General features: G+C 71.5%; 16 protein-coding genes. 7 read left to right on the top strand and 9 right to left on the bottom strand.

What is annotated here, in order from left to right:
- Window positions 1-32: 32 nt before the first annotated feature.
- The gene (locus P8A18_RS02795) at window positions 33-1,271 is read right to left on the bottom strand and encodes a Mur ligase family protein (RefSeq protein WP_136205529.1); all 1,239 of its coding nucleotides are present in this window, start codon (window positions 1,269-1,271) and stop codon (window positions 33-35) included.
- A 391-nt stretch (window positions 1,272-1,662) separates the two neighbouring features.
- Between P8A18_RS02795 and P8A18_RS02790 the strand changes: the two genes are divergently transcribed.
- Complete coding sequence (locus tag P8A18_RS02790) at window positions 1,663-2,829, top strand: alanine--tRNA ligase-related protein (protein ID WP_306051439.1); 1,167 nt, start codon at window positions 1,663-1,665, stop codon at window positions 2,827-2,829.
- Between the two features lie 49 nt (window positions 2,830-2,878).
- Here P8A18_RS02790 and P8A18_RS02785 read toward each other — a convergent pair whose 3' ends face one another.
- Window positions 2,879-4,078, bottom strand: coding sequence for a right-handed parallel beta-helix repeat-containing protein (locus P8A18_RS02785; protein WP_306051437.1), 1,200 nt, complete (start codon window positions 4,076-4,078; stop codon window positions 2,879-2,881).
- Window positions 4,079-4,383: 305 nt separating this feature from the next.
- Here P8A18_RS02785 and def point away from each other — a divergent pair, with 305 nt between their 5' ends.
- Window positions 4,384-4,938, top strand: a complete 555-nt coding sequence (gene def / locus P8A18_RS02780) for a peptide deformylase (RefSeq protein WP_306051435.1) — start codon at window positions 4,384-4,386, stop codon at window positions 4,936-4,938.
- 11 nt (window positions 4,939-4,949) lie between these two features.
- Here the strand turns inward: def and P8A18_RS02775 are convergent, their stop codons facing one another.
- Window positions 4,950-5,600, bottom strand: a complete 651-nt coding sequence (locus tag P8A18_RS02775) for a TetR/AcrR family transcriptional regulator (protein ID WP_306051434.1) — start codon at window positions 5,598-5,600, stop codon at window positions 4,950-4,952.
- Window positions 5,601-5,770: 170 nt separating this feature from the next.
- Between P8A18_RS02775 and P8A18_RS02770 the strand changes: the two genes are divergently transcribed.
- Window positions 5,771-6,997, top strand: coding sequence for an acyl-CoA dehydrogenase family protein (locus P8A18_RS02770; RefSeq protein ID WP_306051432.1), 1,227 nt, complete (start codon window positions 5,771-5,773; stop codon window positions 6,995-6,997).
- A gap of 156 nt (window positions 6,998-7,153) precedes the next feature.
- Window positions 7,154-7,552, top strand: coding sequence for a hypothetical protein (locus tag P8A18_RS02765; protein WP_306051429.1), 399 nt, complete (start codon window positions 7,154-7,156; stop codon window positions 7,550-7,552).
- 31 nt (window positions 7,553-7,583) lie between these two features.
- Here the strand turns inward: P8A18_RS02765 and P8A18_RS02760 are convergent, their stop codons facing one another.
- Complete coding sequence (locus tag P8A18_RS02760) at window positions 7,584-8,072, bottom strand: glutathione peroxidase (RefSeq protein WP_306051428.1); 489 nt, start codon at window positions 8,070-8,072, stop codon at window positions 7,584-7,586.
- 34 nt (window positions 8,073-8,106) lie between these two features.
- Window positions 8,107-8,649, bottom strand: coding sequence for a GNAT family N-acetyltransferase (locus P8A18_RS02755; protein WP_306051426.1), 543 nt, complete (start codon window positions 8,647-8,649; stop codon window positions 8,107-8,109).
- 241 nt (window positions 8,650-8,890) lie between these two features.
- Here P8A18_RS02755 and P8A18_RS02750 point away from each other — a divergent pair, with 241 nt between their 5' ends.
- Window positions 8,891-9,325: a DUF7144 family membrane protein gene (locus P8A18_RS02750; RefSeq protein WP_306051423.1), complete on the top strand. Its 435-nt coding sequence runs from the start codon at window positions 8,891-8,893 to the stop codon at window positions 9,323-9,325.
- A 180-nt stretch (window positions 9,326-9,505) separates the two neighbouring features.
- Window positions 9,506-9,730 (top strand): DUF6011 domain-containing protein, encoded by a 225-nt coding sequence (locus P8A18_RS02745; protein WP_306051420.1) that lies wholly within the window; start codon window positions 9,506-9,508, stop codon window positions 9,728-9,730.
- 4 nt (window positions 9,731-9,734) lie between these two features.
- Here P8A18_RS02745 and P8A18_RS02740 read toward each other — a convergent pair whose 3' ends face one another.
- Both P8A18_RS02740 and P8A18_RS02735 read right to left on the bottom strand, forming a co-directional pair.
- Window positions 9,735-10,619, bottom strand: a complete 885-nt coding sequence (locus tag P8A18_RS02740; RefSeq protein ID WP_306051418.1) for an acyl-CoA thioesterase — start codon at window positions 10,617-10,619, stop codon at window positions 9,735-9,737.
- 40 nt (window positions 10,620-10,659) lie between these two features.
- Window positions 10,660-13,173: a DEAD/DEAH box helicase gene (locus tag P8A18_RS02735; RefSeq protein WP_306051416.1), complete on the bottom strand. Its 2,514-nt coding sequence runs from the start codon at window positions 13,171-13,173 to the stop codon at window positions 10,660-10,662.
- Between the two features lie 171 nt (window positions 13,174-13,344).
- Between P8A18_RS02735 and P8A18_RS02730 the strand changes: the two genes are divergently transcribed.
- A complete protein-coding gene (locus tag P8A18_RS02730) occupies window positions 13,345-14,136 on the top strand; it encodes a metal-dependent hydrolase (protein WP_026250306.1) in 792 nt (263 codons plus the stop codon).
- A gap of 63 nt (window positions 14,137-14,199) precedes the next feature.
- On the opposite strand, the gene P8A18_RS02725 is transcribed toward P8A18_RS02730, so the two are convergent.
- Window positions 14,200-15,981: an ABC transporter ATP-binding protein gene (locus tag P8A18_RS02725; protein ID WP_306051414.1), complete on the bottom strand. Its 1,782-nt coding sequence runs from the start codon at window positions 15,979-15,981 to the stop codon at window positions 14,200-14,202.
- Complete coding sequence (locus P8A18_RS02720) at window positions 15,978-17,813, bottom strand: ABC transporter transmembrane domain-containing protein (protein WP_306051412.1); 1,836 nt, start codon at window positions 17,811-17,813, stop codon at window positions 15,978-15,980. The genes P8A18_RS02725 and P8A18_RS02720 overlap by 4 nt, the downstream gene beginning before the upstream one ends.
- Between the last annotated feature and the right edge of the window lie 268 nt (window positions 17,814-18,081).

Genomic DNA, 18,081 nt, shown 5'->3' with positions numbered 1-18,081 from the left:
TTCGTCCTCTCCGGAGGGGGCCGGGGCCGGGGTCAGTTGCCGACACGACGGCGCAGATCCTGGAAGGCGGTGTAGTTGGCGATGACCTCGATGCGTCCCGGCGGTGCCTGCTGCACGGCCTCATCGAGGTTCTCGCAGACCCGGAAGTCGAGTCCGGCCACTTCGAGCCGGACCGCGAGGTCCAGCTTGCGGTCGCCGAGCACGAAGATCGGGTGGCCCGCGAGCTGGGTGTAGTCGACGTCCCACAGCCACGAGGTGTCCGTGCCGTCCGCGCCGCGCGCGTTGACCGACAGGATCACCGGGGTGGGCGGCGGGTCGATCAGGGAGAACGTCTCCAGCCAGCCCGCCGGGTTCTTCGCCAGCAGGAGCCGCAGCTCACGGCCGAGGAAGCTCACCACGTCGTAGCGGCCGGCGACGGCCTGCACCTGGTACATGCGCTCCAGGGCCACCTGGGGCGGCACACCGAAGACGGCGGCGACGGCCGCCGAACTCGTCGCGTTGGCCTTGTTGGCGCGGCCGGGGAGCTGGAGGTGGATCGGCCACGCCGAACCGTGCGGGTCGAGGACGTAGTCCCCGTGCAGGACCCAGCTCGGCGGCGGGCGGCGGAAACCGCACTCGCCGCAGAACCAGTCGTCGCCGGGGCGCTGCATGACACCGCCGCAGGACGGGCAGGACCAGGCGTCGTCCTTCCACGCCTGGCCGGCTGCCACCCACACCACATTGGGGGAGGAGGAGGCCGCCCAGACGATCAGCGGGTCGTCGGCGTTGGCGACGATCACGGCCTTGGAGCCGGACAGTCCCTCGCGCCACTTCTCGGCCAGCATCCGCGTCTCCGCGGCCCGGTCCAGCTGGTCGCGCGAGAGGTTGAGCAGCGCGATCACCTTGGGCGTCGTGTCGCGGGCGACCCCCGCGAGGTACTTCTCGTCGACCTCGATCACGCCGTACTGCGCGTCGGAGCCGCCGGCCAGGGCCGAGGTGATGCCCGCGGGCATGTTGGCGCCCAGCGCGTTCGAGACGACCGGGCCCGCGGCCCGCAGCGCCTCGGCGATCAGCCGTGTGGTGGTCGTCTTGCCGTTCGTCGCCGACACGAGGATCACGTCCAGGTGCTGCGCCAGCCGCCCGAGCAGGTCGGGGTCGAGCTTGAGCGCCACCCGGCCGCCGATCACCGATCCGCTGCCCCGCCCGGCTGCCCGCGACACCGCCGCAGCGGCCTTGCCCGCCGTCACGGCCAGCTTGGCCCGCGGCGACAACGGCTCCGTGTTGCCTGCCATCGTCCTAGATCCTCCTTGCATCGGTCCGCCGCCCAGCCTATCGATGTCCGGCGCGGTGACGGCACCGCGGCACCGTCCGGCACGTGGAGTTCCCGTGGAATGAGCGGCGCGCGGGAGCGCCATCGCGTGGTCCGCGGGTGCGCCGGCCCGGAATTCCGGGTGCGCCGGCGGCCGGGAGCGCGTTACCGTCGCCGTTATGAACGTCATCGGCCCGATCACCACCGCGACCGCGCGAGCGCCCGGCTCGCCGGTTGCCGCCGTCTGACATTCCCCTCCCCCGGCGACCGGAAACGGTCCGTCGGTAGTGCCGCGGTATTCGTGCCCCGGCCGGGTGACCGAACGGGTCCCGTTCTCCGGTGCCTCCCCGCTGCGACGCGAAGGAGTCATCCCCATGGATACGGAACAGCTGACCCGCACATTCGTCGAGTACTTCGAGGACCGCGGCCACCACCGCGTCGTCGGCTCGACCCTGCTGCCGCCGCCCGGCGACCCCGTGCTCTTCACCACGTCCGGCATGCACCCGCTCACCCCGTACCTGGAGGGCCGCCCCCACCCCGGGGGCAGCCGGCTCGTCAACGTACAGCGCTGTCTGCGGACCACCGACCTGGACGAGGTCGGGGACGCCACCCACCTGACCGTCTTCGAGATGCTCGGCACCTGGTCGCTGGGCGACTACGACGGCCCGTGCAGCCTCGACTGGGGATACGGGCTGCTCACCGAGGGGCTGGGGGTCGACCCCGGACGGCTGCACGCCACGGTGTACGCGGGTGACGGCCGGACCGGGCGGGACACGGCCTCCCTGCGGATGTGGCAGGACCTCGGTGTCCCCGTCGAGCTCACCGTGGAGGACAACTGGTGGTCCAACGGCCCGGTCGGACCCTGCGGCCCCGACTCGGAGATCTTCCTGTGGAGCGGTGAGGGACCGCCCGTCTCCACCCCCACCCGGGACGAGCGGTGGGTGGAGGTGTGGAACCACGTCACGATGAGCCACCGCCGGCTCGACGACGGCTCGCTCGTGCCGCTGCCCCGGCGCAATGTCGACACCGGGCTCGGTCTTGAGCGGCTGGCCACGCTGCTCCAGGGCAGGCGGTCGGTCTTCGAGTGCGACGCCTTCGACCCCTGGCGCCGCCTCGTGCCGGGCCCGTGGCCGCTGGACGAGGTGTCGCTGCGGCTGGTCTGCGACCATCTGCGGTCCGCCGTCGTCGTCATCGGGGACGGGGTGCGCCCGGCCGCCACCGGGCGGGGGTACGTGCTGCGGCGCCTGCTGCGGCGGGTGCTGACCGTGCTCCGGCGCGACGATCCCTCGCGCACCCTCGGGGACCTGCCGCCCGAACTGGTCCGGCACACCCTGGACCACTTCCGGCAGGACCTGGACCCCGGTGTGGTGCCGCGGGTGCTGGCCGAGGAGGAGCGCCGGTTCACCGGGCTCCTGGAACGGGGCCGTCGGGTGCTCGCCCGGCCCCGCTTCCGGGGGTCGCTGACCGACGAGGACTTCCACTACCTCCACGACACGCACGGTCTGCCGCGCGAACTGATCACGAGTCTGCGGGAGGGGTGAGGGGGAGCGGTGCCCGGGGGTATGCCGTACCCCCGGGCCCCGCGGCCGGTCACGGCGTGACGACGTTCCCGCCGAACGACACCACGAGGCGGCCGTCCGAGGCGAACGACCACTGCATGGCGCCCTCGTACGCGGAGCACCGGGAGCCGTTCGATCCCGACCAGAACTGGTTGGAGCTGTCCGCGTCCCCGACGGTCTTGTCGTTGGAGCCGCTGCCGCCACGGCAGGAGGTGTTGTCGCGGAACACCGAAGTCCCCTTGTCGAAGGAGAAGTTGCGCTCCTCGTTGTCGATGCCGATGTTGTCCGACACGGTCATCGAGCCGGGGTTGTTGTTGTACGTGAACCCGTGGTGTCCGTTGTTGTAGGCGATGTTGCGCCGCACGATGTGGTCGACCGCGATGCCGTCGCCGCCGAGCTTGAAGCCGTTGCGGTCGCCGTCGTCGTTCACGGTCCCGTCGGAGAGGGTGCCGTTGTCGTAGGAGAGCGAGTCCTCGATGGTCACCCGGCCGATCGGGCCGGTGTCCTTCTTGGTGTAGAGGTCCCAGCCGTCGTCGATGTTGTTGTGGGAGACGGTGTAGCGGAAGACGTTGCCGGGGCCCGAGGTGAGCTTGGAGGCGAAGCCGTCGGCGTCCTCGCCGTCGGAGTCGGCGTTGTCGTGCGACTCCGAGCTCAGGATGAGGTTGTCGGCGGGCCACTCGTCGTCGGGGGTGCTGGAGGAGATCCGGGAGATCTGCAGGCCCGAGTCGTGGTTGAAGCGCGTCACGACGTGCTCGATGACGTTGTTGCTGCCGCCGACGAAGATGCCGTTGTCACCCGCGTGCTCGACCGTGATGCCGTCGATGTGCCAGTAGGCGCCGTTCACCGCGAGCCCGCGGTTGGCCGGGTCCTCGCTCATCTCCGAGAAGTTCAGCACCGGTTGCTCGCCCGGGTAGGCGGCCATCGTGGTGCGGGCGCCCGACGTGCCGTCGTTGCCCGGCTCGATGGTGACCGTCTGCCCGTAGTGGTACGTGCCGCCGCGCAGGTAGATCGTCCCTCCGGAGCCGACCCGGCCGATCGCCGAGGACAGCGTGGTGGGGTCCGACTCCGTGCCCGCCGCGTCGGCGGTGCCGTCCGGCGCCACGTACAGCGCTGCGGCGGCCGGTCGCACGGAGGCCGTCTCGTGCGCCGGGGCGGCCTGCGCGGTGGCGCCCAGGGTGGCGAGCGAGCCGGCCAGCAGGCCGGCACATGCGAGAACGGTTTTGATCTGCATCGTTCGACTCCAGGTGGGGGGAGGGTGTGGCGCGGACTGGCGCCCGGCCCGGTGCAAGCGCTTTCCATCGACCGTAGAGTGATGCCATGGGCACGTCAACGGTCATGCATGTGTGCGTTGGTCAGAGACATGAACGTGTGGAAGTCGCTGAGCGCCCGAACCGTTCACGTTCGGCGCCCGCATCACGCATCACATGTGCGGCCGCGGGGCCGGCCCCGGAGTCCGGCCGGGTGACCGGAGCGCGGGAGTTGACGGGGGCGGGGGCGGGGTGCCCGGCATGTCCGGGCGGTCGTGCGGAACGTACGATGACCGCCATGCGAAACCGCCCGATCCCCGGCAGTTCCGGAATCGTCCGGACCATGAGCCTGCTCGGCGACCCGGTCCTGCACGCGGCGTGCGAACCGGTCACGGACTTCGGTCCCGCGCTCGCCCGGCTCGTCGAGGACATGTACGCCACGATGTACGAGGCGCGGGGCGTCGGGCTCGCCGCCAACCAGATCGGTGTGCCGTCAAGGGTGTTCGTCTTCGACTGCCCCGACGACGAGGACGTGCGCCACCTGGGCCACGTGGTCAACCCCGTACTGGTCGAGGCGGACGGTGTCACCGTGCGCGGACCCGAGGGCTGCCTCTCGCTCCCGGGCCTGGAGGCCGGCACGCCGCGCTTCGACCACGCCGTGGTGGAGGGGGTGACGGTGGAGGGCGAGCCGGTGCGGATCGCCGGGACCGGCTTCTTCGCGCGCTGCCTCCAGCACGAGTGCGACCACCTCGACGGCCGGGTCTACCCCGACCGGCTGACCGGTCTGCGCCGGGTTCGGGTGCTGCGCGCGGCCCGCCGGGCACCCTGGGGGCGCACCGCCTGACCGGTGGCCCGTCAGAAGCCGGGGCCGCCCGAGCGGTCGCCGGCGGCGGCCAGCCTGCCCCAGAGTAGATCGGCCAGGCTCCGCACCAACTGCTCGCGGGAGCACGGGCGTTCGCCCAGCCACCAGTCGCCCGCCGCGTGCATCATGCCGACGATGCCATGGCCCCAGATGCGGGCCATGGCCTGGCTGTCCGGGCCGAGGTCCACCCGCTCGGCGATGACGGCCGCGAGCTCCTCGCCCAGGCGGCGCAGCAGCGGCGCGGAGTGCCGGCCGACGTCGAAACCCTGCTCGGGGGAGGGGGTGGCGTCGTCGGACGGGTGCATCAGGAAGCGGTAGACCTGAGGGCGTGCCTCGATGGCCGCGAGATAGGTGTCGAGGGTCGACTCAACCCGTTCGCGGCGGTCGGCGGGCGCGTCGAGGGCGGCGCGCAGGGCGCTCAGCAGGGCGTCGGTGTGCCGCTTGGCGAGGGCGCGGTAGAGACCGCCCTTGTCGCCGAAGTGCCGGTAGAGGATGGGCTTGGTGATTCCCGCCTCGGCCGCGATGGCGTTCATCGAGGCCCCGGGGCCGTCCCTGAGTACCACGCGGTCGGCGGCCTCCAGCAGCTCACGGCGGCGGCGCTCCGCCGAGGTCCGCTGGCGCTCCGCCTGTCGTGTGGTCTCCATGTCGTTTCTCCCACCCCTGGCCGTGCCTGTCCGTCCTGCCTGCGCAACGTAACACCCTGTCCGGCGCGGCGCGGATGGCGTCTCGCGTGGTTGACAGAGGCTACTTGCCGGTAACAGACTGTTGTTACCGCAAGTAACGAGGCGTTTCGAGGTAGCACGTGGAGGGGAACATGGCGGAGTTCACGCTCGAACTCAACGATGACCAGAAGGAGGTCCGTGACTGGCTTCACGGCTTTGCCGCTGACGTGATCCGTCCGGCCGCTTCGGAGTGGGACGAGCGTGAGGAAACGCCCTGGCCCGTCATCCAGGAGGCGGCGAAGGTCGGGATCTACTCCCTCGACTTCTACGCCCAGCAGTTCTTCGATCCTACGGGGCTCGGCATCCCGATGGCCATGGAGGAACTGTTCTGGGGCGACGCCGGCATCGCCCTGTCGATCGTCGGTACGGGCCTGGCGGCCGTCGGCGTCCTCGCCAACGGCACCGAGGAACAGATCGGCACCTGGATCCCGCAGATGTACGGCGACGCCGACGACGTCAAGGTCGCCGCCTTCTGCTCCTCCGAGCCCGACGCCGGCTCCGACGTCGCCTCGATGCGCACCCGCGCGGTCTACGACCAGGCCAAGGACGAGTGGGTGCTCAACGGCACCAAGACCTGGGCGACCAACGGCGGCATCGCCAACGTCCACGTGGTCGTCGCCGTCGTCGACCCCGAACTCGGCTCCAAGGGGCACGCCTCCTTCATCGTCCCGCCGGACACCCCCGGCCTGTCGCAGGGCCAGAAGTTCAAGAAGCACGGCATCCGCGCCTCGCACACCGCCGAAGTCGTCCTTGAGGACGTGCGCGTCCCCGGTCACTGCCTGCTCGGCGGCAAGGAGAAGCTCGACCAGCGCCTCGCCCGCGCCCGCGAGCGTGCCGCCTCAGGCGGCGAGCGTGTGAAGAACGCGGCGATGGCCACCTTCGAGGCCTCCCGCCCGGCCGTCGGCGCCATGGCCGTCGGCACCGCCCGTGCCGCGTACGAGGTGGCGCTGGACTACGCCAGGACCCGGACCCAGTTCGGCCGCCCGATCATCGACAACCAGGGCATCGCCTTCCAGCTCGCCGACATGCGCACCCAGATCGACGCGGCCCGCCTCCTGGTCTGGCGCGCCTCCTGGATGGCCACCGCCGGCAAGCCCTTCGAGTCCGCCGAGGGCTCCATGTCCAAGCTCTACGCGAGCGAGACCGCCAAGAAGGTCACCGCCCAGGCGATCCAGATCCTCGGTGGCAACGGCTACACCCGTGAATACCCGGTCGAGCGCATGCACCGGGACGCCGCGATCTACACGATCTTCGAGGGAACGAGCGAGATCCAGCGCCTGGTCATCGCCCGCACCCTCTCCGGCATGCCGATCCGCTGACGGCCCTCAGCGGCCCGGAGCACGAACCGACCCCCGCCCCCGGCACCACGTGCCGGGGGCGGGGGGTTCGCGTGTACCGCTCACGATGGTGTGCACCTGCCATGTACCTGTAGATTCCCCGTGGAGATCGTGACCGGGTGATGAAGGGGGCAGAGCATGGTGGGGACCGGTGGAATACGGCTCGCGGCGGCCGCCGCTGCGGCGTTCGGGCTCGTCGTCACCGCCCAGGGAACGGCGTCCGCCGCGCCCCGGACGGTCGACGCGACATTCGGCGGCTACGGGGAATGGAACGCCGACCCCTACGGCGGCGCCCCCGGCGACTCGATCCGCGCCTGCGACACCTCGGCCGACGGCTGGAGCATCGAGGTGAAGCTCGACATCGGCGGGGACGGCACCTGGGACCGCACCGCCACCACCCGTGGCCACACCGCGCCCTACTGCACGTCGTGGAAGACCGGCAACATCAAGGAGGGCACCCCCGTCCGCATCCAGGTGGCGAACGTGAACGGCGGTGCCACCTACCCCAAGGGCTCCCTGCTGCTGAGCCGCGCCTGAGGCCGGCGCCCCCTGGACCGGGAGCCGTGCCTCAAGCCGGGAGCTGCGCCTCGATCGCGGCCACCAGCTCCGGGGCCTCCGGCTCCGTACGCGGACGGACACGGGCCACCGGCTCACCGGCCGGCGAGATCAGGAACTTCTCGAAATTCCACTGGACGTCCCCGGCCTCGCCGTCCGCGTCCGCGAGCCGCGTCAGCTCCGCGTACAGCGGGTGCCGGCCGGCACCGTTGACGTCGGTCTTCTCCAGCAGCGGGAAGGTCACCCCGTACGTCGTCGAGCAGAACGTCCGGATCTCCTCCGCGCTCCCCGGCTCCTGGCCGGCGAACTGGTTGCACGGCACGCCGAGCACGGTCAGACCGCGGTCCCCGTACTCCTTCTGGAGGCGCTCCAGCCCGGCGTACTGCGGGGTCAGACCGCACTGCGATGCGACGTTCACCAGCAGCACCGCCCGGCCGCTGTAGGCGCCCAGGGTGGTCGGCTCGCCGCTGAGGGTGCGGAGCGGGATGTCGTACAGCGTCATGAAGGTCTCCTCGTCGGTGTCTTCCCGCCCATTCTTACGCCCGGGGCTCCCGGGGTACGAAGCCGGCCGCCTTGTAGTAGAAGGTCGTCGGCTTCAGGACCCCGCCCGGGTCCGCCGCGTAGTCCGGGACGGACCCGCACTCCGTCCAGCCGGCCGACCGGTACAGCCCTTCCGCCAGGCCCCCGCTCTCCGTGTCCAGGACCAGCAGCGTGATGCCGTCCTCACCGGCCGCGCGCTCGACCGCGTCCAGCAGCTCCCGGCCGAGACCGCGGCCGCGGGCGGACGGGCGGACCATCAGCTTGGTCACCTCCGCGCGGTGGCGGGCATTGGGCAGGGGCGCCCTGACCAGGCCGACCGTCCCGGCGATGCGTTCCCCGTCCCGGGCCAGCCACACCTGCAGCCGACCCGCGTCCACGGCGGCGGCCCGCTCCCGCCACCAGTCCGCGGCGGCACCCCGGTCCAGGGGCGCGAGGAAACCCACCGACGAACCGCCGCCGACGGTCTCCACCAGCAGAGCGGCCAGCTCATCGGCGTACGTGACCAGCTCGGGTCCGGACACCTGGACGATCTCGGTCATGGGGCGGGTCCTTTCACGGTGACGGCGGGATGCGGCGCCGACGACGCCTCGACCATCCCTCCGCGCGGACCGGCAATGCGGCCGCGCGATCATAACTCCAGGTCGGCGCGGGTGCGAGCAGCCCCGCACAGCTACTGCCCGCCGTTCTGCCGGACACGCGTGCCCATGCCACGCTGGAATCGGGACGCCTGGTGGGCACACCTCTCCTGCCGGGTGACCGAGCCAGTAAAGGAGGCCCCAGATGGCCGGCACCGGCAGTGCGGCACGGACGACCCGCGGCACCAGCGGCTCACACCATCCGTTCAGAGCGGGCTGGACGGCGTTCGCGGCGGTCCTGATGATCTTCGGCGGGGCCATGGCGGTCCTCCAGGGAATCTCCGCCATCGCCAAGGACGACGTGTTCGTCGCCACGCGCGACTACGTCTTCCAGTTCAATCTGGCGGGCTGGGGCTGGATCCACCTCATCCTCGGCATCGTCATCGTGCTCGCGGGCTTCGCCCTGTTCACCGGGGCCCTGTGGGCGCGGGTCGTGGGCGTCGTGCTCGCCGGACTCGGCGCACTCGCCAACTTCGCCTGGCTGCCGCACTACCCGCTGTGGTCCATCGTGCTCATCGCCATCGACGTCTTCATCATCTGGGCGCTGTGCTCGGACTCCGACCGCCGCGAAAGGGCCTGACGGCGCCTCACGGCTCCGTCGGCGGCACAAGCGTGCCGCCCGGCACGGACTCGGAGCCGCAGCGCGCGGCCGGCCTTCGGTGGCGCGGGCCGGCGGCAGGACCAGGACACCCGCCGCCGGGCGTTCCCGCGGCGGGTGTCCCCCGTACGGCCAGGACCGGGCAGCTGGGAGGATGACCGCGTGGAGTCACCCGAAGCCGTCCCCGCGGCCGAGCCGCTGCCCGGCACCGCCGCGGCCACCGGCCCCCGCACCGTGCGCTGCCGCCTCTGCGGACGGCCGCTCACCGGCACAGCGTCCCGCCGCACCGGCCTCGGCCCCTCCTGCGACGCCAAACTGCACCCCGCGCCGCCCGCCATCCGCCACCGGCGGCACGAGGTCGAGCAGGACGTGCTGCCCGGCACCTGAGGTGCTACACGGACGAGGCGCCGCCCAGCCGCCGGAACAGCCCCTCCTGCACCACCGACACCAGCAGATCGCCCGCACGGTCGTAGATCCGGCCGCGCGCCAGCCCCCGCCCACCCGTGGCGATCGGCGACTCCTGGTCGTACAGGAACCACTCGTCCGCCCGGAACGGCCTGTGGAACCACATGGCATGGTCCAGGCTCGCCATGTCGAAGCCACGCGGCCCCCACAACGGCTCCACCGGGATGCGGACCGCGTCCAGCAGCGTCATGTCACTCGCGTACGTCAGCGCACACGTGTGCACCAGCGGGTCGTCGCCCAGCGGACCCACCGCGCGCATCCACACAGCGCTGCGCGGGTCGGCGTCCTTGACCTCCTCCCGCGTCCAGCGCAGCCGGTCGACGTAGCGGATGTCGAACGGCTGACGCCGCGCCATCCGCTCCAGGGCCTCCGGCAGACCGCCCAGGTGCTCGCGCACCTCTTCGGCGACCGTCGGCAGCTCCTCGGGACCGGGCACGACGCGGGCCGGCGGCAGCTGGTGCTCGAAGCCCGCCTCCTCGGGACGGTGGAACGACGCCGTCAGGTTGAAGATCGTCCGGCCCTGCTGCACGGCCGTCACGCGGCGGGTGGTGAACGACCTGCCGTCCCTGACCCGCTCGACGTCGTAGACGATCGGCACGCCCGGACGGCCCGGACGCAGGAAATAGGCGTGCAGCGAGTGCACCGGCCGGTCCCCGTCCGTGGTGCGGCCGGCGGCCACCAGCGCCTGCCCCGCCACCTGCCCGCCGAAGACCCGTTGCAGGGACTCGTCGGGGCTGCGGCCGCGGAAGATGTTCACCTCGATCCGCTCCAGGTCGAGCAGATCGACCAGGCTCTCGGCGGGGTTCGTCATGCCGTTCCTCTCCACTCTCGCGGTGACATCGCGCGTCCGCTCACAGCTGGCCCACGGAGGTGACCCGCACGACCGCCCGGCCCTCTTCGTCCGACGCCGCGAGGTCGACCTCGGCGCTGATGCCCCAGTCGTGGTCGCCATTCGGGTCGGCGAACGTCTGACGGACCCGCCACAGACCGTGCTCGGCGTCCTCGTCGATCTTCAGCAGCTTCGGCCCGCGCGCGTCGGGACCGGTGCCCAGCTCCTCGTACTCGTCCCAGTACGCGTCCATCGCCTCGCCCCACGCGTCCTCGTCCCAGCCCGCGTCCTTGTCCAGCTCGCCGAGGTCACGCACCCGGTCCAGCGCGGCCAGCTCGACCCGGCGGAACATCGCGTTGCGCACCAGGACCCGGAAGGCGCGGGCGTTCGCCGTGACCGGCTTGACCTCGTCGGCCCGCTCCTGCGCCTGCTCGGCCGTCTCCACCTCGGGGTTGGCCAGCTGCTCCCACTCGTCGAGAAGACTGGAGTCCACCTGACGGACCATCTCCCCGAGCCAGGCGATCAGATCCTCCAGGTCCTCGGACTTGATGTCGTCCGGGATGGTGTGCTCCAGCGCCTTGTACGCGCTCGCCAGATAGCGCAGCACGATCCCCTCGGTGCGCGCCAGCTCGTAGTTGGAGGTGAACTCCGTGAACGTCATGGCCCGTTCGTACATGTCACGGATCACCGACTTCGGCGACACCGGATGGTCGCCCACCCACGGGTGGCTGCGCCGGTAGACGTCGTACGCGTGCCACAGCAGCTCGCTCAGCGGCTTCGGGTACGTCACCTCCTGGAGCAGCTCCATCCGCTCCTCGTACTCGATCCCGTCGGCCTTCATCTGCCCGACCGCCTCGCCGCGCGCCTTGTTCTGCTGTGCGGCCAGGATCTGGCGCGGGTCGTCCAGCGTCGATTCCACGACCGAGACCATGTCCAGCGCGTACGACGGCGAGTCCGGGTCCAGCAGCTCGAACGCGGCGAGCGCGAACGTGGACAGCGGCTGGTTCAGCGCGAAGTCCTGCTGGAGGTCGACGGTCAGCCGCACGATACGGCCCTCCGCGTCCGGCTGGTCCAGCTGCTCCACCACGCCACCGTCCAGCAGCGAACGGTAGATCGCGATGGCCCGGCGGATATGGCGCAGCTGCGCCCGGCGCGGCTCGTGGTTGTCCTCCAGCAGATGCCGCATGGCCTCGAAGGCGTTGCCCGGCCGGGCGATCACGGACAGCAGCATCGTGTGCGTGACCCGGAAACGGGAGGTCAGCGGCTCCGGATCGGACTGGATCAGCTTGTCGAAGGTGGTCTCCGACCAGGCCACGAAGCCCTCGGGAGCCTTCTTGCGGACGACCTTGCGCTTCTTCTTCGGGTCGTCGCCGGCCTTCTTGACCGCCTTCTCGTTCTCGATGACGTGCTCGGGCGCCTGGGCTACGACGAAGCCCGCCGTGTCGAAACCCGCCCGCCCGGCCCGGCCGGCGATCTGATGGAACTCACGGGCCCGCAGCGTCCGCACACGGGTGCCGTCGTACTTGGTGAGGGCGGTGAACAGCACGGTGCGGATGGGCACGTTGACACCGACGCCGAGCGTGTCCGTACCGCAGATCACCTTCAGCAGACCGGCCTGCGCCAGCTTCTCCACCAGCCGACGGTACTTCGGGAGCATGCCGGCGTGGTGCACACCGATGCCGTGCCGCACATAACGCGAGAGGTTCTGGCCGAACTTGGTGGTGAAGCGGAAGTTGCCGATCAGATCGGCGATCTTCTCCTTCTCCTCCTTGGTGCACATGTTGATGCTCATCAGCGACTGCGCCCGCTCCACCGCGGCGGCCTGGGTGAAGTGCACGATGTACACCGGCGACTGCCTGGTCTCCAGGAGCTCGGTCAGCGTCTCGGTGATCGGCGTCAGCCGGTACTCGTAGCTCAGCGGCACCGGACGGGTCGCCGAGCGGACCACGGAGGTGGGGCGGCCGGTACGCCGCGTCAGGTCCTCCTCGAACATCCGCACGTCGCCGAGCGTCGCCGACATCAGGATGAACTGCGCCTGCGGCAGCTCCAGGATCGGGATCTGCCAGGCCCAGCCCCGGTCCCCCTCCGCGTAGAAGTGGAACTCGTCCATCACGACCTGGCCGATGTCCGCGTACTTCCCGTCACGCAGCGCGATGGAGGCCAGCACCTCGGCGGTGCAGCAGATCACCGGGGCGTCGGCGTTGACCGAGGCGTCCCCGGTGAGCATGCCGACGTTCTCCGTGCCGAACAGCTTGCACAGGTCGAAGAACTTCTCCGAGACCAGCGCCTTGATCGGGGCGGTGTAGAAGGTGACCTTGTCCTGGGCCAGGGCGGTGAAGTGCGCACCCGCCGCGACCAGGCTCTTCCCGGACCCGGTGGGCGTGGAAAGGATCACGTTGGCCCCGGAGACCACCTCGATCAGCGCCTCCTCCTGAGCGGGGTAGAGGGTGATCCCCTGCGTCTCGGTCCAGGACGAGAAGGCCTCGAAGAGGGCGTCGGGATCGTCGGTCGGGGGCAGCTGATCAATAAGGGTCACGCCCCCCATCTTGCCTGCCTTCGGCCCCGATGAGGGAACCGGACGACAGCGGGAAGATCACGGACGATACGCTGCCCTCTCAACTCGGCCGCGCCGCAACGGCGGTGGCCGGGCCTCGCGCGCAGGCACCGCCTGGCGCACTCGGCGACACCCACGGGGGGCTCAGCAGTCATGATGGGACCGGCACACTCACTGTCCGGGGCAGCGGCCTGGCTGGGGGTGGGTGCCGCCGCGGCTGCCGCCGGCCACCCCATGCCGTGGCCCGTCCTCGTCGTCGGCGCGCTGATCAGCGCGGGCGCGGCGCTCGCCCCCGACCTCGACCACAAGTCGGCGACCATCTCGCGTGCCTTCGGGCCGGTCTCACGCACCCTGTGCGAGATCGTCGACAAGCTCTCGCACGCCGTCTACAAGGCCACCCGGATGCGGGGCGACTCCACGCGCAACGGCGGCCACCGTACCCTGACCCACACCTGGGCGTGGGCGGTCCTGATCGGCGCCGGCGCCTCCGGCGCGGCGTTCACCGGCGGCCGCTGGGCCGTGCTGGGCATCCTCTTCGTCCACCTGGTCCTCGCCGTCGAAGGCCTGCTGTGGCGGGCCGCCCGGGTCTCCAGCGACGTCCTGGTCTGGCTGCTGGGGGCGACCAGCGCGTGGATCCTCGCCGGCATCCTCGACCAGCCGGGCAACGGCTCCGACTGGCTCTTCACCGACCCCGGGCAGGAATACCTCTGGCTCGGGCTGCCCATCGTGCTCGGCGCCCTCATCCACGACATCGGTGACGCGCTGACCGTGTCCGGCTGCCCGATCCTGTGGCCGATCCCGGTCGGCCGCAAGCGCTGGTACCCCATCGGCCCGCCGAAGGCCATGCGTTTCAAGGCCGGCAGCTGGGTGGAGATCAAGGTGTTGATGCCGGTGTTCATGGTGCTCGGGGGAGTGGGCGCGGCGTTCGCGATGAACGTCATCTGACACCAGTGCCCCGGGGGCCGGCCGGTCGGCCGGCCCCCGGGAACGTCCACGGACCCCGGACCGTCAGCCGTGCCAGGACCGCCACAGCGCCGCGTACGCGCCGTCCGCCGCCACCAGCTCGTCATGACTGCCCAGCTCGCTGATCCGGCCCTCCTCGACCACGGCGATCATGTCCGCGTCGTGCGCGGTGTGCAGCCGGTGCGCGATCGCGATGACCGTACGCCCGTCCAGCACCCGGGCCAGCGAGCGTTCCAGATGCCGGGCCGCGCGCGGATCGAGCAGCGAGGTCGCCTCGTCCAGGACCAGCGTGTGCGGGTCGGCCAGGACCAGCCGGGCCAGCGCGATCTGCTGCGCCTGTGCCGGTGTGATCACCAGACCGCCCGAGCCGACCTCGGCGTCGAGCCCCGCCTCCAGGGCCCTCGCCCAGCCGTCCGCGTCCACCGCCGCGAGCGACGCCCACAGCTCCGCGTCCTCGGCGTTCGTACGGGCCAGCAGCAGGTTGTCCCGCAGCGAACCGACGAACACATGGTGCTCCTGGTTGACCAGCGCCACATGCGAACGGACCCGCTCCGTCGCCATCCGCGCCAACTGCGCGCCCCCGAGCGTGATCTCACCGGTCCGCGGGGCGTAGATCCCCGCCAGCAGCCGCCCCAGCGTCGACTTGCCCGCACCCGACGGGCCGACCAGCGCCAGCCGCGTACCCGGCGCGACGTCCAGCGACACCCGGTGCAGCACATCGACCCCGTCCACGTACCCGAACCGCACCTCGTCGGCGCGCACGTCCCGGCCGTCCGGGGCCACCGAGGCATCGCCCGCGTCCGGCTCGATCTCCCGGACACCCACCAGACGCGCCAGCGACACCTGGGCGACCTGCAACTCGTCGTACCAGCGCAGGATCAGACCGATCGGGTCCACCATCATCTGGGCGAGCAGCGCACCGGTCGTGACCTGGCCGACGGTCAGATAGCCCTCGATGACGAACCAGCCGCCCAGCAGCAGGACCGCGCCCAGAATCGTCGCGTACGTGGCGTTGATGACGGGAAAGAGCACGGAGCGCAGGAACATCGTGTAGCGCTCCCAGGCGGTCCACTCCTTCACGCGCCGGTCCGACAGGGCGATCCGGCGCGCGCCCAGCCGGTGCGCCTCCACGGTCCGCCCCGCGTCCACCGTCTCCGCGAGCACAGCCGCGACCGCCGCGTAACCGGCGGCCTCCGAGCGGTACGCCGAGGGCGCCCGGCGGAAGTACCAGCGGCAGCCGATCAGCAGCGCCGGCACCGCCACGAGCACCGCCAGCGCCAGCGGGGGAGCGGTGATGGTGAGGGCGGCGATGAGCAGCCCCGCCCACACCACGCCGATGGTCAGCTGCGGCACCGCCTCGCGCATCGCGTTGGCCAGCCGGTCGATGTCCGTCGTGATCCGGGACAGCAGGTCACCCGTGCCGGCCCGCTCCAGCACACCCGGGGGCAGCCGCACCGAGCGCACGAGGAAGTCCTCGCGCAGATCGGCGAGCATCTCCTCACCCAGCATCGCGCTGCGCAGCCGCATCATGCGGGTGGCCACCGTCTGCACGACCAGCGCGACCGCGAAGACGGCAGCCGTGCGCTCCAGACGCAGGTCGGTGGCGCCCTCGGACAGATCCTCGACGAGACCGCCCAGCAGGTACGGACCGACGATCGAGGCGGTCACCGCGAGCGTGTTGAGCAGGGTCACCACGATGAACGGGCGCCGGTGGCGGCGGATCAGCCCCCGCACATAGGCGCGTACCGTCGCGGGGCTGCCGACCGGCAGGGTCGTGGCCGACTCCGGGGCCGCCGGGTCGTGGGCCGGTGGGGCCATGCCGATCATGCCCGCTCCTCGATTTCCTCGCTCGTGCCGATCTCTTCGTCGCGGCCCGCCGCGGCCGCCGGCTCCTCGCCGGTATCGCGTGTGACGACGTCCCGGTACCGCTTCTCGGAGAGCAGCAGCTCACGGTGTGTACCGGCGGCCACCACCGAGCCCCCGTGGACCAGCGCCACCCGGTCCGCCAGGTCCAGCAGCAGCGGCGACGAGGAGAAGGCGACGGTCGTACGGTCCGTGCGCAGCGCCTTCACGCCCGCGGCGACCCGCGCCTCGGTGTGCGAGTCGACGGCGGACGTGGGTTCGTCGAGGACGAGGGCGTCCGGGTCGGTGATCAACGACCGGGCCAGCGCGAGCCGCTGACGCTGTCCGCCGGAGAGCGACCGGCCGCGTTCGGTGATCCGGGTGTCCAGCGGCTCGACGTCCGAGCCGGGGGACGCCTGCGCCAGGGCGGCCAGTACGTCGTCGCACTGGGCGGCCGACAGGGCGGCCCGAGCCGTGACCCTGCCGGACGACGGCACGTCGAGCAGCTCACGCAGGGTGCCCGAGAGCAGCACCGGATCCTTGTCCTGGACCAGGACGGCGGTCCGCGCCGCGTCCAGATCCAGCTCGTCCAGGGGTACGCCGCCCAGCAGGACGGACGGCGGCCCGGAGGCGGCCGATTCCTCGCCCGCCTCTTCCCGCTCCTCGGGCTGGGCATGCCCGCCGAGCCGTTCCGCCAGCCTGCCCGCCTCGTCGGGATCGCCGCAGACCACGGCGGTGAACAGCCCCTGGGGCGCGAGCAGCCCGGTGACCGGGTCGTACAGGTCGCCCGTCGGGACGGTGTCGGCCGTGGCCGCACGAGCGGTCCGGCTCAGCGACAGCACCCGCACCGCCCGCTGCGCCGAGGGCCGGGAGAAGGAATACGCCATGGCGATCTCCTCGAAGTGACGCAGCGGGAACAGGGTCAGGGTCGCCGCGCTGTACACCGTCACCAGCTGGCCGACCTCGACCTTCCCGTCCCTCGCCAGCGAGGCCCCGTAGACGACCAGGACGAGCAGCAGCACGCCCGGCAGCAGGACCTGGACCGCGGAGATGAGCGACCACATCCGGGCGTTGTGCACCGCGGCCTTGCGGACTTCCTGGGAAGCGCGCCGGTAGCGGTCCAGGAACAGGTCCTCGCCGCCGATGCCCCGCAGCACGCGCAGCCCGGCCACGGTGTCCGAGGCCAGCTCGGTGGCCTTGCCCGCCTTTTCGCGCTGGACGTCGGCACGGCGGGTGGCGCGGGGCAGCAACGGCAGCACGGACAGGGCCAGGAAGGGCATGGCGATCGCCACGAGAATGCCCAGGGAGGGCAGGTAGAGGAGGAGTCCGACGCTGATGACGACCAGCACCGTCGCGGCGGCCAGGAAGCGGGAGAGGGACTCGACGAACCACCCGATCTTCTCCACGTCACCGGTGGAGACCGCCACCACCTCGCCCGCGGCGACCCTGCGGGTCAGCGCCGAGCCCAGCTCGGCGGTCTTGCGGGACAGCAGCTGCTGGACCCGGGCCGCGGCGGTGATCCAGTTGGTGACGGCGCTGCGGTGGAGCATCGTGTCGCTCACCGAGGTCAGCACACCGAGAAGCGCGGTCAGGCCGCCGGCCAGCGCGAGCCGTCCGCCCGACCGGTCGATGACCGCCTGGACGGCCAGTCCGACGCCGAGCGGGTAGCCCGCGATGGAGCACTGGTGCAGGAGGCCCCAGAGCAGGGACTTGAGCTGCCCACGGATCTGATTGCGGCCCAGCCAGTACAGAAAGCGAGGGCCCGAACGGACATCGGGATCGCCGGGATCCAGGTACGGAAGATCGCGAATGTGCATGACGTCCCAAAGGAATCGAAAGAGGCCGGGACCCGCGAGGGGCCCCGGGACGCATCGGGTGAAACACCGGGCCGCCCGCGGGGATTCGCAGGCGGGGAACCAAACCGTGCAAGCCTCGCGTATCACCGGGGACGCGGCAAACGCTTTTATCGCGGCCCGGCCGGGGACGGGACCGGCTGTGCGGGCCCGGCCGCGGACGGGTAAAGATTCGGCACGCTTTCGCCGGGCCCCCCTCGGGCGGGCGAAGGCGCACGTCACCAAGTGCGAG

Source organism: Streptomyces sp. Mut1 (assembly GCF_030719295.1).
Lineage (GTDB): Bacteria > Actinomycetota > Actinomycetes > Streptomycetales > Streptomycetaceae > Streptomyces > Streptomyces castrisilvae.
The sequence above is the reverse complement of the archived record's forward strand: the minus strand, read 5'-3'. Positions and strand labels throughout refer to the sequence as shown.

Coding starts and splice junctions, on each gene's coding strand:
- P8A18_RS02795 (WP_136205529.1), bottom strand. CDS start 1,271: ATGGCAGGCAACACGGAGCCGTTGTCGCCGCGGGCCAAGCTGGCCGTG.
- P8A18_RS02790 (WP_306051439.1), top strand. CDS start 1,663: ATGGATACGGAACAGCTGACCCGCACATTCGTCGAGTACTTCGAGGAC.
- P8A18_RS02785 (WP_306051437.1), bottom strand. CDS start 4,078: ATGCAGATCAAAACCGTTCTCGCATGTGCCGGCCTGCTGGCCGGCTCG.
- def (WP_306051435.1), top strand. CDS start 4,384: ATGACCGCCATGCGAAACCGCCCGATCCCCGGCAGTTCCGGAATCGTC.
- P8A18_RS02775 (WP_306051434.1), bottom strand. CDS start 5,600: ATGGAGACCACACGACAGGCGGAGCGCCAGCGGACCTCGGCGGAGCGC.
- P8A18_RS02770 (WP_306051432.1), top strand. CDS start 5,771: ATGGCGGAGTTCACGCTCGAACTCAACGATGACCAGAAGGAGGTCCGT.
- P8A18_RS02765 (WP_306051429.1), top strand. CDS start 7,154: ATGGTGGGGACCGGTGGAATACGGCTCGCGGCGGCCGCCGCTGCGGCG.
- P8A18_RS02760 (WP_306051428.1), bottom strand. CDS start 8,072: ATGACGCTGTACGACATCCCGCTCCGCACCCTCAGCGGCGAGCCGACC.
- P8A18_RS02755 (WP_306051426.1), bottom strand. CDS start 8,649: ATGACCGAGATCGTCCAGGTGTCCGGACCCGAGCTGGTCACGTACGCC.
- P8A18_RS02750 (WP_306051423.1), top strand. CDS start 8,891: ATGGCCGGCACCGGCAGTGCGGCACGGACGACCCGCGGCACCAGCGGC.
- P8A18_RS02740 (WP_306051418.1), bottom strand. CDS start 10,619: ATGACGAACCCCGCCGAGAGCCTGGTCGATCTGCTCGACCTGGAGCGG.
- P8A18_RS02730 (WP_026250306.1), top strand. CDS start 13,345: ATGATGGGACCGGCACACTCACTGTCCGGGGCAGCGGCCTGGCTGGGG.
- P8A18_RS02725 (WP_306051414.1), bottom strand. CDS start 15,981: ATGATCGGCATGGCCCCACCGGCCCACGACCCGGCGGCCCCGGAGTCG.
- P8A18_RS02720 (WP_306051412.1), bottom strand. CDS start 17,813: ATGCACATTCGCGATCTTCCGTACCTGGATCCCGGCGATCCCGATGTC.